At 34.8% G+C, this 15,467-nt stretch carries 14 protein-coding genes; 11 read left to right on the plus strand and 3 right to left on the minus strand.

Annotation, left to right across the window (positions count from 1 at the left end; all coding sequences use genetic code 11):
• Positions 1-82 precede the first annotated feature (82 nt).
• The 3 genes from DJ93_RS23855 to DJ93_RS23870 all read left to right on the plus strand — a co-directional run bounded on the left by DJ93_RS23855 (position 83) and on the right by DJ93_RS23870 (position 4,807).
• Entirely contained in the window at positions 83-1,900 is a 1,818-nt protein-coding gene (locus tag DJ93_RS23855; protein ID WP_042983569.1) for an AAA family ATPase, read from the plus strand.
• A complete protein-coding gene (locus DJ93_RS23860) occupies positions 1,890-3,740 on the plus strand; it encodes a hypothetical protein (protein ID WP_042983570.1) in 1,851 nt (616 codons plus the stop codon). Before DJ93_RS23855 ends, DJ93_RS23860 begins: the two co-directional genes overlap by 11 nt.
• Positions 3,741-4,210: 470 nt before the next feature.
• Positions 4,211-4,807: a hypothetical protein gene (locus DJ93_RS23870; RefSeq protein ID WP_042983572.1), complete on the plus strand. Its 597-nt coding sequence runs from the start codon at positions 4,211-4,213 to the stop codon at positions 4,805-4,807.
• Between the two features lie 110 nt (positions 4,808-4,917).
• Here DJ93_RS23870 and DJ93_RS23875 read toward each other — a convergent pair whose 3' ends face one another.
• Entirely contained in the window at positions 4,918-5,400 is a 483-nt protein-coding gene (locus tag DJ93_RS23875) for a chromosome segregation protein (RefSeq protein WP_042983573.1), read from the minus strand.
• Between the two features lie 357 nt (positions 5,401-5,757).
• Between DJ93_RS23875 and DJ93_RS23880 the strand changes: the two genes are divergently transcribed.
• Both DJ93_RS23880 and DJ93_RS23885 read left to right on the plus strand, forming a co-directional pair.
• Positions 5,758-7,113 carry a hemolysin family protein gene (locus DJ93_RS23880; RefSeq protein ID WP_042984342.1) on the plus strand — a complete coding sequence of 452 codons (1,356 nt, stop codon included), beginning with the start codon at positions 5,758-5,760 and terminating at the stop codon, positions 7,111-7,113.
• Positions 7,114-7,245: 132 nt separating this feature from the next.
• Positions 7,246-8,670, plus strand: coding sequence for an aldehyde dehydrogenase family protein (locus DJ93_RS23885; protein WP_042983574.1), 1,425 nt, complete (start codon positions 7,246-7,248; stop codon positions 8,668-8,670).
• Positions 8,671-8,751: 81 nt separating this feature from the next.
• Here DJ93_RS23885 and DJ93_RS23890 read toward each other — a convergent pair whose 3' ends face one another.
• Positions 8,752-9,144, minus strand: a complete 393-nt coding sequence (locus tag DJ93_RS23890; RefSeq protein WP_042983575.1) for a YueI family protein — start codon at positions 9,142-9,144, stop codon at positions 8,752-8,754.
• Between the two features lie 239 nt (positions 9,145-9,383).
• On the opposite strand from DJ93_RS23890, the gene DJ93_RS23895 reads away from it, so the two are divergent.
• Positions 9,384-10,517: a BA2291 family sporulation histidine kinase gene (locus DJ93_RS23895; RefSeq protein WP_080743586.1), complete on the plus strand. Its 1,134-nt coding sequence runs from the start codon at positions 9,384-9,386 to the stop codon at positions 10,515-10,517.
• A 33-nt stretch (positions 10,518-10,550) separates the two neighbouring features.
• Here the strand turns inward: DJ93_RS23895 and DJ93_RS23900 are convergent, their stop codons facing one another.
• The gene (locus DJ93_RS23900) at positions 10,551-11,300 is read right to left on the minus strand and encodes a DUF4397 domain-containing protein (RefSeq protein WP_042983576.1); all 750 of its coding nucleotides are present in this window, start codon (positions 11,298-11,300) and stop codon (positions 10,551-10,553) included.
• 148 nt (positions 11,301-11,448) lie between these two features.
• Between DJ93_RS23900 and DJ93_RS23905 the strand changes: the two genes are divergently transcribed.
• The 5 genes from DJ93_RS23905 (at position 11,449) to DJ93_RS23920 (ending at position 15,458) form a co-directional block, all read left to right on the plus strand.
• Positions 11,449-12,000, plus strand: a complete 552-nt coding sequence (locus DJ93_RS23905) for an adenine deaminase C-terminal domain-containing protein (RefSeq protein ID WP_259300226.1) — start codon at positions 11,449-11,451, stop codon at positions 11,998-12,000.
• A 111-nt stretch (positions 12,001-12,111) separates the two neighbouring features.
• Positions 12,112-12,249 carry a YjcZ family sporulation protein gene (locus DJ93_RS31210; protein WP_080743588.1) on the plus strand — a complete coding sequence of 46 codons (138 nt, stop codon included), beginning with the start codon at positions 12,112-12,114 and terminating at the stop codon, positions 12,247-12,249.
• Between the two features lie 556 nt (positions 12,250-12,805).
• Positions 12,806-14,116, plus strand: coding sequence for an aspartate aminotransferase family protein (locus DJ93_RS23910; protein ID WP_042983578.1), 1,311 nt, complete (start codon positions 12,806-12,808; stop codon positions 14,114-14,116).
• A complete protein-coding gene (atoD, locus tag DJ93_RS23915; protein WP_042983579.1) occupies positions 14,113-14,811 on the plus strand; it encodes an acetate CoA-transferase subunit alpha in 699 nt (232 codons plus the stop codon). Before DJ93_RS23910 ends, atoD begins: the two co-directional genes overlap by 4 nt.
• The gene (locus tag DJ93_RS23920; protein ID WP_042983581.1) at positions 14,796-15,458 is read left to right on the plus strand and encodes a CoA transferase subunit B; all 663 of its coding nucleotides are present in this window, start codon (positions 14,796-14,798) and stop codon (positions 15,456-15,458) included. Before atoD ends, DJ93_RS23920 begins: the two co-directional genes overlap by 16 nt.
• The last annotated feature ends 9 nt before the right edge of the window (positions 15,459-15,467 follow it).

The raw sequence follows: 15,467 nt of genomic DNA on the forward strand, positions 1-15,467 counted from the left end.
CGGATAACGTCAGGTTTTTTGTTTCTAGTTTTCTAAAGTGTTTCATACACTAAGAATAGTATGAAAAAAGAAGGTGAGTGTGTTGAAGTTACATAAAGCTCTTTCTCCGAGTTTTATAAAGAGGATGTATCACATGCTGTTTCTTGGGAAGTTTGCAGGAAGTGAGGGAGAGAAAAACGGAGAGAACTTTTTTGTGCAATGTCTTTCTCCGATTCCGTCAATTTTAAAAGCGCAGTTTATTGATGGGAAGTATTTGTTTGAGGGATTATGTAATAACAAAAAAAATGAAAAAGTCTTTGCTGATTTAAAGAAACGAAATTTAGACAAACAATTAGTTTTATTTCGTCTTTATTATGAAAGGGGAAGACTATATGTAGAGTTAATATGTACAGAGGAGCAGAGAGAAATAGGAAATGCATATAGACTTATTCCTTCACCAAGGGTAGCAGGATATAGAAAAAGGGAGTCATTGGAGCGAAAGCTTGGTAACGGTCATTTATCTTTTTTTATGCCAAAGTTTCCGCAAGATTTTGATGTGCCTGAATTACTATGGCATGATGGGAGATTATATGGAAATTTATCATTAAAATCATCAATTAGCTCCATTTCATATTGTGAGCAAAGAAAAGAATGTAAATATATTGAAATAACTGATTGGAAGAAATGTGTTGAATTGGCAGTGGAAGATCAGTTGTATTTCGTGCGGGAGAACGTGTATGAACAGCTTATGAAACGTGTGGTAGAAGAGGGGAATCCAGTCGAAGTAGTAGATATGAAAGTACAGAAAGAAGATCGAGAATGGGATGAGCGTGAAGATTCTTTTTTGCAGTATGTACAGAGTGTAGTGCGTGATAAAGGGTTATATTTAGATCAAACAGATATTTTTAATTTTCATATTAGTGTCAAAACAAATATGTTAACGATTCTCGCTGGCATTCCAGGTGTTGGGAAATCACGTTTTGTGCAAGCTTATGCGGAATCACTCGGGCTAAATTACGGTGAAGAGCTAGTTTGGATTCCGATATCACCATCTTATCAAGAACCGCATGATTTACTTGGTTATTTGCATCCAAATGGTACTTTTATTGAAAGTGAAACGAAGTTAGTTCGGACGTTATTAAAAGCGAAGGAAAATCCTAATCAGCTGTATATAATTGTATTTGATGAAATGAATATGTCACATATTGAGCATTGGTTTACACCATTCTTATCTATTCTACAATTAGAGAAGAAAAATCGTATGCTTACTTTATATGAAGACGTACTTGAAACAGAAAATACAATTCCGCCTACAATTGAAATAGGAGAGAATATTATTTTTATTGGTACTGTTAACTTTGATGAAACAACGAAAGAGTTATCTGATCGTCTATTAGATCGAACAAATTTGCTTACATTGCAAAAAATTCCATTTTGCGAGATGAGTATAGGGCAAGGTAAAGGTATACAACGACCGCCTTTTAAAGTAACAGCTGGAGAATTTCGGATAAATTGGCTAAGAAATAAAGAAATGATTGAAGTTTTTTCAGAAGAAGAATTAGAGTTGTTAGATAAATTGCATGACGTATTATCATCATATGATGCAACGAAAGGCATCTCTTTTCGATGTGCAACTGCAATTGCTATGTATTTGCAAAATATACCATTTCATAATAATCAATCGTATATGATTAGCAGGGAAGAAGGGTTTGATTTACAAATTAAACAGCGTGTATTAACAAAGGTAAGGGGAACGGAAATGATGGTGGGCTCTCTTCTTCATGAAGAAGAAAAAAGAGGAGCAACGTTAATACCGCTCTTGCAGTCACCGCTTGCAAATTGTGTATCAACATTTGAACATTCTTTAGCGTATATAAGGCAAAAACGGAGAGAACTGGAGTTGTACGGATATGCAAAATGAGGAGCACTATGAAACTGAAATTGTTGATACGAAGGAGAAGCTCCCATTCGTATTAAAATTAATCATTGGGACAGAGGGGAAGGGAGATTTTCTTCTTTTAAATCGTCTTTGTACCTCTACTATGGGATTGGCTCAATGCATATATAAAGTACAAGAGCTAAAGCCGTTACGCTTACATTTACATTATCAAAAATCGACTGACATTACGTTTATATGGAATAAAGTATATGAGGGACAAAAAAATATAAAAGAATCACAATATGAATTAAATGAAAAAAAACAAAGAGCATTAGTATATGAACATGGAAAAACTGAATTTTTTTATCCATGGCGTTGTGGTTTATATCATTTTGAGGTGAGAGTAGAAGAAGAAACATATTATGGCGCATTTCAAATTGTACCAAAAAATTTTTTTGATGATCAATTTGAAATGATTCAAGGGCATGTGAAATCCATTTTGAATGAGTTGATTTTAGATAGAGGATATTATAAAAAGACTTTTTCAGCACTTAGTGATATTGAAGATTCTTCCTATTTAGTGATACTTCGAATGCTCCCGCAAAAAATGAAAAAAATAAAGCAAACTTTTAAGAAAGTAGAGTCAAATAAGAAATATATTCATCAATATAACTGGGAAGTACGAGAACGAAAGGCTACGAGAAAAAGTGCAATCATGGCTGAAAGGAAACCATCTGCTAAATATTATAATCGCAAGTTTACAGAACATAAAAATAGTGCGGAAAATATCTTTCTTAAATTTAAAACAAAACAATTTTATTATTATTTACTTGAAGCAGAGAGTTTTTTACGGAGAACAATCGAAATACTAGAAGGAACGAAAAATAGCAAAGCAGAAGAATACAAGACTGTGAAAACAATTATACAAACGATAGAACGTAATGGGTCTGTGACGGATAGGGAGAAGCAGAAATATAAAAATATACATTTGTTGAAAGAAGCAGATTTACGTAAAAGTTCTGTAAAAATACAAGAATATAAAATACTTTCCCATATCGTACATCAAAGCATACAGTACTTTCAAAATTTGTTACATTCTTCATTTTGGCGAGATATTTCTGAAACGGCCAATATTACAATACATGCGATACCGATTCCACATCGACAATTAATTCATCATTTAGATTTGTTACCGCATTATAATCAGCAATCCCCAGCGTTACTATTCGTATACAAACCAACATTTTTAGTATATGAATATTACGCTTTCTTCATCGTAATTTCTTTATTACAACAACTTGGTTTTGTCGATAAACCTCCTGTTCGTGAACAAATACAAAAATACTTTTATGTAGATGGATTACAAGATGGAACGAAAGTGATTTTGCAGCGAGATGATATTCAAGTGCATGTAGCATTTAATGATTTAATTGAAACACATCCACTTATTGCACTTAGTAAAGGGAGTAATTTTTACAATGGGGAGGATACAAAGAAGCCGGATATTCGTTTAGATTGTTATATGAAGCAAGAAGAGAAGTATGTGTATAAATCTTCTATTATTATTGAAGTAAAATATAGTCCTATGTATAATATTTTTCAACCTGTCGGGAATACGAAAGCGACGGAGCAAATGTACAAATATTGGTCTATTAAATATGTAGAAGAACAAGATGGTAAGCGTGTGTATCATCGAAGAGCGATTTATGAAGTGATTTGTGTCTACCCAGGAAGCCATATGCACAGTAAAAAAATTGAATCCGGTTGCGGTGTGTTTTTACAATTATATCCGTATAAAACGAAACAAGGAGAAGAAAAATTGGCTGGAAAGCATGGGATGATCCAAATTTTTGAGAAATGGTTGAAAAGTATAGTAACCTAAAAAAATCCTCATTTTAAAAGGGATTTTTTTAGGTTAAGAAGAAATAAGTTGTTTGTGTAAGAAAAAGGGTGATGTAGTTAAGTAGTATGTGTTTAAGAGGAACATGAAATTGAAGGTCATTTTTAATAATATATATTGTTTTTTGTTTAGACTTGTTACAGTGTCAATCATTGTTTCAGTAATGAGATTCATCAATGGTACAGATGGCGGGAGCGAAGGATTTATAGCCTTTGGATTTAGAATTGTTGGATGGGGAGCAATACTAATCTTCTCTATATTTGTGAAAAAGGGAAGGCGAAAATAATTACTACTAAATATGTTGGATCGAGAAAATTCGAATAGGAATTCATTTTATGCTATAGAATGTAATAGGGAGTAAATTTTTTTAGTTGCATACGAAGATTTGTTCTTATATGATAGATAGTGAAAGCGTTATCAAAACAGAGCGGCGATGGGAAAGGCGGGGAAATATGTTCCAGCGTGTTCAAACAAGAGAAGAACATTTTTGGTTCGAGCAACTTTGGGGAGACTTTTGCGAAGAGAGAAATTTAATGTTCGTAGAGCGGAATTTAAATCCATCACGATTTTTATTAATAGAAGATCAGCATCATATCGGTACGGTAGAATGTATAAAGTATACGGTACCTGAACAATCTAATTCGGAGTTTTTCTATCCGTTTTCTAAAAATGATTTAGTGAAGGATTTAAAAAATGTTTATGAAATAGGAAAGTTAAGTATTGCAAAAACTTCCCGAGGGAGAGGACATTTCAAAAGATTAACAGTGATTTTATTTATGCATGCTTTAGAGACGAAGGCGGAGTGGTATATTGCGGTAGTTACAAAAAGGATGTATATGTATCTACTAACACTTGGTTTTCCAATTGAACCGATAGATAATCCATTTCAATTTCATGATACTTTACAAGGTGTACCTGTACGGATTCATGCTCGCAAGGGGGTAACACATCTGTATTCCTTAAAGGAATTTCGAGATGTTATTCAAGGAAATGCTCATGCTCAGGCACTTATTAAAGAATACAGTAAAAATATTATGTTAACAAATTAACTTGATAGGAGTATATATAGTAATAAGAAGGATGCCTTATCGCGGGGCATCTTTTTCTACGAAACAAAAAGCCCATTATAGACTAGAAGAGAGTCCATAATGGGATGGAATTACAAACCAAATATACTAAAAATCATTTTACGACGCTTCGGCTTTTTTTCTCGTTCATAAGTTGGTTTTGTATCAGGGATAATATAAAGTGGCTCTTCTTTCTTAAGACCAGCTTCCAGTATTTGAATTCGTTCTAGCATCTCTTCCATTTCACGACGATGCTGTAATAGCTGATAAGTAACGACATCATTTGCTTTATCTAGCATTTGCTCTTCCATTCGGTCTAATCGCTTCGTAATAGCATTTAATTGAGCTGCTAATTGCTCAAACTCATGAGCTGGCTTTTCTTGAATAGGTCGAATTTGCTCTTGTTCTATTTGAGCGCGATGGTGCTCTAACATTTGATCTAGATCGCTTTGTGTAAAAATGAAATGACCATATTTATTTTTTTCTATCGTAAGATTTAATTGTTGTGCAATCCGGACTACAGCCTTCGGGCTAACACCTAACTTTTTCGCAATAAATGGTGTTTTATATTCCAAGATAATCCCTCCTATATATATCCTGTTGAATGATTTCGAGTTATGGAGTTAGTTCCCTTCAAGAGTGACAAAAGAAGTGAAGAATCGGCAAAGAAAGTGCTTTTTCACGAAAATTAGTTTGTAAAAATATAAATTTTCTATAAATAAAAAACTGAATTTTGTAAGTTTTCTAATTTGACGGAAATAAGATGGTTAGATTATCATTAATATAAATATCTTTCTTTATGTATGCATATAATGTATAAAAAGGTGATTGCGAATGTAGAATTTTGTAAGAATATAAGAATGCTTACTTCACTTGAATAAATTTAAGTAGGAGGTGGCTTCCTTGCTTACAAGGTAAGTGAGGAAATGTATTTGGACATATATAGTATAAGTATGGTGATTGTTTTAATTGCCTTAACTGCATTTTTTGTTGCGGCAGAATTTGCAATTGTAAAAGTGAGAGGTTCACGCATCGATTATTTAATTGCGGAAGGGAATAATCTTGCAATATCTGTCAAAACAGTCATTACAAACTTAGACGAATATTTATCAGCTTGTCAATTAGGAATTACAGTTACAGCTCTTGGAATTGGCTGGTCAGGTAAACCAGCGTTAAAGCACATGTTTGACGTACTGTTTGCAAGCTGGAACGTTCCAGCCCAACTTGCGGATATTATGGCTGTAATTTTAGTATTTCTGTTCATCACTTTTCTTCATGTGGTGATAGGAGAATTAGCTCCGAAAACATTTGCGATTCAAAAGGCGGAACAAGTAAGTTTATTTGTTGCTAAACCGCTTATCTTCTTTTATCGTATTGCCTATCCGTTTATTTGGCTTTTAAATGGATCAGCTCGGTTTATCACAAAGATATTTGGGTTAAAACCTCCGAAAAGTCACGAAGAGGTACATTCGGAAGAAGAATTGCGTTTACTAGTCTCAGAGAGTTATAAAAAAGGTGAAATTAATCAATCTGAATTTAAATATGTGAATAAAATTTTTGAATTTGATGATCGTATTGCAAAAGAAATAATGGTACCACGAACAGAAATGCATATTTTAAACAAAGAGATGCCTGCTGAAGAGGCATTACAAAAGATGTCTAGTGAGAAATATACAAGATATCCGATTGTTGATGGTGATAAAGATCATGTAATTGGTTTTGTAAACTTTAAAGATATTTTTACAGATTTTGTAAAGTGTAGTACTGTTAGCGAAAAGACAGTGGAGCAATATATGAGACCAATCATTCTAGTCATTGAATCCATTCCAATTCATGATTTATTTTTAAAAATGCAAAGAGAACGAACGCATATTGCAATATTAATTGATGAATATGGTGGTACATCGGGCCTTGTAACAGTTGAAGATATATTGGAAGAAATTGTAGGGGATATTCAAGACGAGTTTGATACAGATGAACAACCAGAAATTCAACAAATTAGTGAAACGAAAACGATTTTAGAAGGAAAAGTACTTGTAAGTGAAGTGAATACATTATTAGGTTTATCAATTGATGATGATGACGTTGCTACAATTGGCGGATGGATTTTAACGAAGAATATTGAGATTACTGAAGGGGATATTGTTGAAATTGAAAACTATAAGTTTTGCGTGAAAGAATTGGATGGTCACTATATTAAGCGGTTAGAAGTAACGAAACCATCAGCACCAAGTGTCATTTCAGATGATGAAAAAACGGTTTCGCTACAAGAACAAATTAGTACGTAAACTCTGCTATTAGCAGGGTTTTTTTAATGAGAAAAAATTAGGCACATGTTACAATTACATATGTCAGACCTTTCACTAGGTGAACTAATTAAATGAAATCATTGTATACATATATTTGAAAGGAGAATTAATATGAAAAAACATTTATATATAAATGGTGAATGGAAGGGAGTGGGAACGTATAAGCCATTATATGCGCCATATTCAGAAGAAATTTTAGCAGAAATTGCACAAGGTACAGAAGAAGATGCTCGCGAAGCTGTTATTTCAGCAAAAAAAGCAATGAAAGAAATGGGCAAATTATCTGCATATGATCGCGCATCTATTTTAGAGAAAGTTGCTCAAGAAATGGATGAAAGAAGAGAGGAATTTGCAGAAATTATCGCAAAAGAAGCTGCGAAGCCGATTCGTGCTGCAAGGGGAGAAGTTGATCGTACTGTACAAACATATAAGTTTGCAGCGGAAGAAGCGAAACGTATATATGGTGAAACACTGCCGTTAGATGCTGCTCCTGGTGCTGATGGCCGCATCGCCTATACAATCCGAAAGCCAATCGGGGTTATTGGTGCTATTACGCCGTTTAATTTTCCATTAAATTTAGTTGCACATAAAGTGGGACCTGCAATTGCCGCGGGGAATACAATCGTATTAAAACCAGCTGATCAAACACCATTATCGTCTTATGCTTTAGTTGAACTATTTGAAGAAGCAGGCTTACCAAAAGGCGCTTTTAATATTATTTCTGGTCTTGGTGCGGTTGTAGGAGAAGCATTAGTAAAAGACGATGATGTTGCTTCTATTACTTTTACAGGAAGTCCGAGAGTGGGAATTGGTATTCGGGCGAAGGCTGGATTAAAGCGTGTTACGTTAGAGCTTGGTTCAAATGCCGCTGTCATAATTGATGAGGATGTGGAATTAACCGACGAAATCATTGAACGTGTGAAATGGGGAGCGTTCGTGAATAATGGGCAAGTTTGTATTTCTGTACAACGTGTCTTTGTTCATGAAAAGAAAATGGATGAGTTCCTTGCTAAATTAACGAAAGCGATGGAAACAGTAATTGTAGGTGATCCGCTTCATGAAGAAACAGATGTATCTGCTCTTATTTCGAAAAAAGATGTTGAACGTATCGATTCATGGGTACAAGAAGCTGTAAAAGAAGGAGCAAATATTTTATATGGTGGTAAAAAACGTGATGTAAGAATATATGAACCTACTGTATTAACAAATGTTCCAGATCACGTCTCTGTTCAATGCGAAGAAGTATTTGGCCCGCTTATGACTGTAAATACGTTCAAAACATTTGAGGACGCTTTAGAGAAAGTGAATCATTCCCGCTATGGCTTACAGGCTGGCGTATTTACAAATCATTTATCAAAGGCAATGCGTGCGATAGATGAATTGGAAGTAGGCGGTGTTATGATTAACGATATTCCGACATTTAGAGTAGATCATATGCCATACGGTGGTGTGAAAGAAAGTGGTACAGGTCGTGAAGGAATTAAATATGCAATAGAAGAAATGACAGAAATGAAATTAGTTTGTATAAAAAAATAAAGTTGAACGTTATTTTTTAGTTCGTTGAACACGAAAATAAAAACAAAAGGTACACTGGTTTAATCAAGTGTACCTTTTGTTTTACTTCATTTCTTGCTTGAAAATAGCATCTTCAATATAAATTTTTTCTTTATCTTTAGCAGTACTATGAGATAGTACTAAACCAATCGGTGTCTCTGTACCTTTATTTTGAACAATTGTGAAGGAAATATTTTTTTCGTTTGCTAATTTAATGTATTTTGATAAATGTGGGTAAGCAATGCTGCCGTTTAGGAACAACTGTAATGATTGAGAAGAGCGCATGCCACTTGCTACTTCAGTATAAACATTACTTTGCATTACTTGACCGATTGTTAAAGCGATTTCTACGCGCTCACGTAATGTAGTTAAGTACATATTACGTTCTTCTGGTTTGTTTTGCTTTTGGCCATAGATGCCTTCTTGGAGATAATCTTCCACATTTTTATTTACCATATTTTTCACACCTTTCACTTCTTATTGTACGCAAGAATTGAAAAGGATGCAAAAAAAGTCATTCTAAAATTATGAAATAGTGGATTAGAGTAGAAGGAAAAATGCTTTTATGAATCAAAAAGTATAGTAAGTAATAAGAAAATGAATTTTATCAACAGAAATTAACAAAATGTGACAACAATCTCTTAACGAAATGTGTTTTTTGTGATAATATTCAAAATATATAGGGTATTCGTCGCATGGAAATGGAGGGAATGGGGGTTTTTCCAATCGATAAGGATATTAAAGAAGTATTTTGTTCGCACTTGAAAAACAACAGGCACCAATTCATAGAGAACTGGAAAAACAAAATGATAATTTCCGAAAAAGATCCATTTAAGCAAGAAGTAGCTCAAAATGGAGAGAATTTATTAGAGCTAATTATTGAACTTACTATGGATGAGAAAGATATAGCTTATCTTCAGCCGTTATGTGAGAAAATTGCGATTGAGCGTGCAGGGGCAGATGCAAATATTGGGGATTTTGTCTATAACGCAAATGTAGGAAGAAATGAACTCTTTGAGGCAATGTGCGAATTAGATGTTAGCGCTCGTGAACTGAAACCAATTATGACAAAAATACATAGTTGTTTTGACAAATTAATTTATTATACAGTTTTAAAATACTCGGAAATTATATCGAGAAATTTAGAAGAAAAACAGCAATATATAAATGAAACACATAAAGAAAGGTTGACGATTTTAGGACAAATGTCAGCTAGTTTTGTTCATGAATTTCGCAATCCATTAACTTCAATTATGGGGTTCGTGAAATTACTAAAATTAGATCATCCTAATTTATCGTATTTAGATATTATTTCACATGAATTGGATCAATTAAATTTTCGGATTTCACAATTTTTACTTGTCTCAAAAAAGGAAATGTGGACTGAATCTGAACGTTTTTGGCTTAACGATTTGTTTCAGGATATCATTCAGTTCCTATACCCAAGTTTAGTGAATGCGAATGTTTCCATTGAAAAGAATTTGCCATGTCCAATTCCACTTGTTGGGTATCGTAGTGAAGTAAGGCAAGTTATTTTAAATATTTTAATGAATTCAATTGATGCTCTTGAAGCAATGAAAGAGCAACGGAAAATTATTGTTAATGCATATGAAGATGAAAAAACGATTCGTATTGTAATTAAAAATAATGGTCCTATGATTCCAGCGGAAAATGTGGAAACTATTTTCGAACCATTCGTTACTACTAAAAAGTTAGGAACTGGCATTGGTCTGTTTGTATGTAAGCAAATTGTTGAAAAACATAATGGCTCAATTATGTGTCGATCGGATGCTGAGTGGACAGAGTTTCAAATTGCATTTCAAAAATAAACAGTCTACACCATACTAATGGTGTAGACTGTTTTAATTTGTAAGTAAAACGGCTTCTAACTTAGGTTCTTTAGTTGAATAACCTACGACTGAAATTGTATAAATTGTATTCGGCTCAACGATTACTTTTGGAATTGTTATAACTACTTCCTTTGTATCAGCAAGTGGAATTTCAATATCAGCTGTACCAGGACTAACTTGTAAATACTCTGTTATTTGTTTAAAGAGAACGTTTTCGAATAAGTGATCACCATCTTTTAATGAAACATTAATAACCGGTGTATCAGAGGACAGATGTGCGAATCGTATTTTTGCTTGTCCAGATGGTAAATGTGTATTATCAAGTATAGGCTGTAATTGTATATGATTGTCGCTACCAATCGCGGCAAGAGTATAGGCGTGATTTCCCATTAGCGGTACAAGTGCTGAAAATAAGGGTGTTTCATTTCCTACAGGAACAATGTCAACACGGTATTGCCCTTGGGTTAATGATAAATACGGACTGATTTGTTTAAAAGAAATATTTTTAATCACTTTTTGTCCATTCACTATAATATCAACAGGTGGTGTCTGAGGAGAGGCATGGAAAATTCTCATATGTGAAGGTAAAGTAGCTTCTTGAGAATCTCGTTTTTCATATGCGTGTACGAGCTTTGTAATTGCATCATGGTATTTCATATATAGCTCCACATATTTTTTAGGATTTGTATATTGATAGTAGCGAGCAAGCTGTTCGTAACGTGCTGCTTCTTGTCCAAATTTTTCAATTTCAGATTGAATCATGGATATTCCTCCTTTGTCATCATTACAACTATATGCATACTTGAAATGGAGTTATGCAAAAAAACTTGCTTTTCTAAAAGGAAACCGCTAAACTATTAAAAATTAATTAGAAACATCTCGTATAATCGGTATTATTCCTAATCAGCTTATTACAAAACATATTATTGAGCCTGTAACAGTAGTTAATAATTGTTTCAGTCCTTCTACGACACTTGATCAATTGAAAATAGTAGTAATTGAAAGGCATAAAGGAACAGGAAAAATCGGGGTAGGAATTGTGAAAGGATTTGGTCTTAAGTCTGGGGCAATCGCAACAACAATTGCGCACGATTCACATAATATCATTGTTAGCGGGATAAATGATAAAGATATAATAACTGCCATTGAAGTAATTAAAAATATGCAGGGCGGTATGGTCGTTATTCATGACGGAGAAGTACTTTCGAGTATTCCGTTAAATATCGCAGGGCTAATGTCTGAAGAATGTGCCGAAGTTGTGTATACGAACTTGGTAGAGGTTAATAAAAGTTTACAAGTTCTAGGCGCAACGACGATGTTCAATCCATTTTTAATGATGTCCTTCTTATCTTTACCTGTTATTCCGAATGTGAAAATGACAACAGATGGATTATTTGATGTTACGAACTTTAAACATATACCAGTTGGTTTATCAAATATTTGTCCAAAAATCCCTAGCTAAACTAGGGATTTTTTCATTTATGGGCAAACACACATACAAAGTGGTAATTGTCCTACATAATTTAGAAAGGAAAGGTATTTTCACTTTGATGGAGGGAGTGGCACAAGGAATGTGGGGTATGGATATCCCGGTAGTTATTGTGGTTATGGAGGAGATAGTGCTAGAGGCTGTGGAACGGGTTATGGATTTGCGTTAATAGTTGTTTTATTTATTTTATTAATAATCGTTGGAGCATGTTGGATACGGTAACATTTGATAAAAGAGCGTCGTGCCGAACTGATTAATGCGGTTAATCGGTTCTTTTTTTGATGATAATAGTCAGTTTATAATGAAATATTTGTAGTGGTGTATCGGACGGGTTTACATATAGCTGATTAAAAGTGGAATAAGGAGTAGTAGAATATAATTATACGAATTATAAAGAAATAGATAGAAAATTGTCTAATTTTGTTTGAAAATATGCGACATAAAGTAGAGTAATAGGAAGGAGAATAACGGGAGTTTCGTCGAAGTTTACACAATGTCAGCAATTGAGGGAAGCTGATATTATGTTAATAAAGTAAATATTTTATTTGTTTTTTCGTATATTTTTGATAAAAAGGAGGGGCGTTTAAGCGTAGGGAAAAGAGTTGGACTTCAATAATTAAGTTCTGAATTTTCTGTTTTTGTTGGTTTTTAGCACTCATTTGTATATTTTATAATAGTTTTTTGATACATTCACTGCGATTGTAGAGGATTCTTTTTTATGAAAGAAACGTCAATTTTCTTCATATATATATACAAATTGGAGAAATGGGGGAGCGCTATGCGCGATTACTTAATTAAGCCACTTGTTGGTCAGCCGTATCCAATGATTTCACATGGAAAAGGTGTGTATTTGTATGATCAAAACGGAAATAAATATTTTGATGGTTCGTCAGGAGCGATTACGGCAGGTATCGGACATGGCGTAACGGAGATTGCAGAAGTAATTAAAAAGCAGGCAGAGGAGATTGCTTTTGTATATAGGTCACAGTTCACGAGTGAACCGGCGGAGAAGTTAGCAAAGAAGTTAAGTGATTTAAGTGTAGGAGATTTGAACTGGAGCTTTTTTGTGAATAGTGGTACGGAAGCAAATGAAACAGCTATGAAAATTGCGATTCAGCATTTTCAAGAGCGTGGTATTCAAGGGAAACATAAAATTTTGTCACGCTGGATGAGTTATCATGGGATTACGATGGGGGCTTTATCTATGTCTGGTCACCCATTACGTAGGCAACGTTTTGTGTCTATTTTAGAAGATTATCCAACGGTTCCAGCTCCATATTGTTTTAGATGTCCAGTGCAAAAAGTGTATCCAACTTGTCAGCTTTCTTGCGCGACTGAGCTAGAAAGAGCAATTGAGCGAATTGGTGCAGAACATATTGCGGCTTTCATAGCTGAACCAATTATCGGAGCAGCTGGCGGTGCGATTGTACCACCGAAAGAATATTATAAAGTAATTAAAGATATTTGCAGTCATTACGATATTTTATTTATCGCGGATGAAGTGATGACTGGACTAGGTCGTACTGGAGCATGGTTTGCAATGGAACACTGGGGTGTAGAGCCCGATATTATGACGCTTGGTAAAGGATTAGGTGCGGGTTATACACCGATGGCAGCAACAGTTGTAAGTGACCGCGTTATGGAGCCAATTTTACGAGGATCACGTTCTGTTATGAGCGGGCATACGCTAAGTGCGAATCCATTGTCTGCGGCGACGGCTTTAGCGGTTATTGAATATATGGAGAAACATAACTTACCTGAAAAAACAGCAGAAAAGGGAGAGTATTTAATTAAAGGGTTACAGAAAGTTCAACAACAATCAACGATTATTGCCGATGTGCGTGGTAAAGGGTTCCTGATTGGAATAGAATTGCAACCGTTTACAAAGGCGTCGGAGCTTATTTCAGTTGCAGCTAAAAATGGACTTCTCTTATACCAGGCTGTTTCAGGGCAAGCAGGAAAAGAAGATAGTGCACTGCTTGTTGCACCACCAATGACAACTACATATTCCGAATTAGATGAATTACTTTCGATTTTTGCAAAAAGTGTGGAAGAAATGATGCAAAAAGGAGGACATAGTATCGCATGACAACTATTACAAACATATTCGGCAAATTAAAAGAAATAGATGAAGTGATTTCTTTATTTCACGATGATATGACATTAATGTTTGGGGGATTTGGTGGGGTCGGATCCCCTCCATCTTTAATTCAAGCTATTTTAGAGAAAGGCATTATGAATCTACATTTAATTGGAAATGACACGGGATTTCCAGATGTAGGAATCGGTCGCCTTGTAACGAATGAGCGAGTGAAGTCATTAATTACTTCTCATATTGGTTCAAATCCAAATGCGGGAAGACAGTTAAATGAAGGAAGATTACAAATCGAGTTTTCTCCACAAGGAACGCTAGCGGAACGTATTCGTGCTGGAGGCGTAGGGCTTGGTGGTATTTTAGTTGATGTTGGCGTTGATACAATTGTAGAAGAAGGAAAACGCACAGTTGAAATGAACGGAAAAACGTATTTAGTAGAGACCGCATTAACTGCTGAAATATCAATTGTATATGCGAAAAAAGCAGATCCATTTGGTAATCTCGTATTTGATAAAAGTGCTCGTAATATGAATCCTCACGTTGCGATGGCTGGAGATATTACGATTGTTGAAGCAGAAGAGATTGTACCGCTTGGAAGTTTAGATCCAGAAGAGATAGTTGTTCCAGGTGTTTTTGTAAATTATATCGTGCCATCGGAAGGAGTGAATTGGAAATGGGTATGGGAGTAGAAGTGAGAGATAAGATTGCAAGGCGTGCTGCAAAAGAAATTCAAAATGGAATGATTGTGAATTTAGGTATCGGGATTCCTTCTCTTGTGCCTAATCATTTGCCAGAAAATATAAATGTAATGTTTCATGCAGAAAACGGAATCGTTGGGATGGGACCAACGCCAAGTAAAGGAAGTGAAGATGGAAATTTATGTAATGCGGCTGGATTGCCGACATCACTTATTACTGGAGCGAGTTATTTTGATAGCTGCACAGCGTTTGGGATGATTCGGAAGGGGCTACTTGATATAACAATTCTTGGTTCATTACAAGTGAGTGAGAATGGGGATTTGGCAAACTGGATTGTACCTGGAAAGCGGGTTCCAGGTATTGGAGGAGCAATGGATTTAGCACAAAAGGCGAAGCGGGTCGTTGTTGTAATGAATCACGTTGATAAAGACGGAAATGCAAAAATTGTTTCAGAGTGTACATTGCCACTAACTTCGAAAAAATGTGTGGATTTAATTATTACAGATATGGCTGTAATGGAAGTGACTCCTGATGGGCTCGTTTTACAGGAATTAATGAGCCCTTATACGGTAGAAGATGTGAAACGAAATACGGAGGCTGCTTTTCATATAAGTTCTAATTTACTAGTAATTGATTGAGAGGGGTTG

The sequence above is a fragment of the Bacillus clarus genome (assembly GCF_000746925.1).
Lineage (GTDB): Bacteria > Bacillota > Bacilli > Bacillales > Bacillaceae_G > Bacillus_A > Bacillus_A clarus.

Coding starts and splice junctions, on each gene's coding strand:
- DJ93_RS23870 (WP_042983572.1), top strand. CDS start 4,211: ATGTTCCAGCGTGTTCAAACAAGAGAAGAACATTTTTGGTTCGAGCAA.
- DJ93_RS23890 (WP_042983575.1), bottom strand. CDS start 9,144: ATGGTAAATAAAAATGTGGAAGATTATCTCCAAGAAGGCATCTATGGC.
- DJ93_RS23900 (WP_042983576.1), bottom strand. CDS start 11,300: ATGATTCAATCTGAAATTGAAAAATTTGGACAAGAAGCAGCACGTTAC.
- DJ93_RS23860 (WP_042983570.1), top strand. CDS start 1,890: ATGCAAAATGAGGAGCACTATGAAACTGAAATTGTTGATACGAAGGAG.
- atoD (WP_042983579.1), top strand. CDS start 14,113: ATGACAACTATTACAAACATATTCGGCAAATTAAAAGAAATAGATGAA.
- DJ93_RS23910 (WP_042983578.1), top strand. CDS start 12,806: ATGCGCGATTACTTAATTAAGCCACTTGTTGGTCAGCCGTATCCAATG.
- DJ93_RS23920 (WP_042983581.1), top strand. CDS start 14,796: ATGGGTATGGGAGTAGAAGTGAGAGATAAGATTGCAAGGCGTGCTGCA.
- DJ93_RS23885 (WP_042983574.1), top strand. CDS start 7,246: ATGAAAAAACATTTATATATAAATGGTGAATGGAAGGGAGTGGGAACG.
- DJ93_RS23895 (WP_080743586.1), top strand. CDS start 9,384: ATGGAAATGGAGGGAATGGGGGTTTTTCCAATCGATAAGGATATTAAA.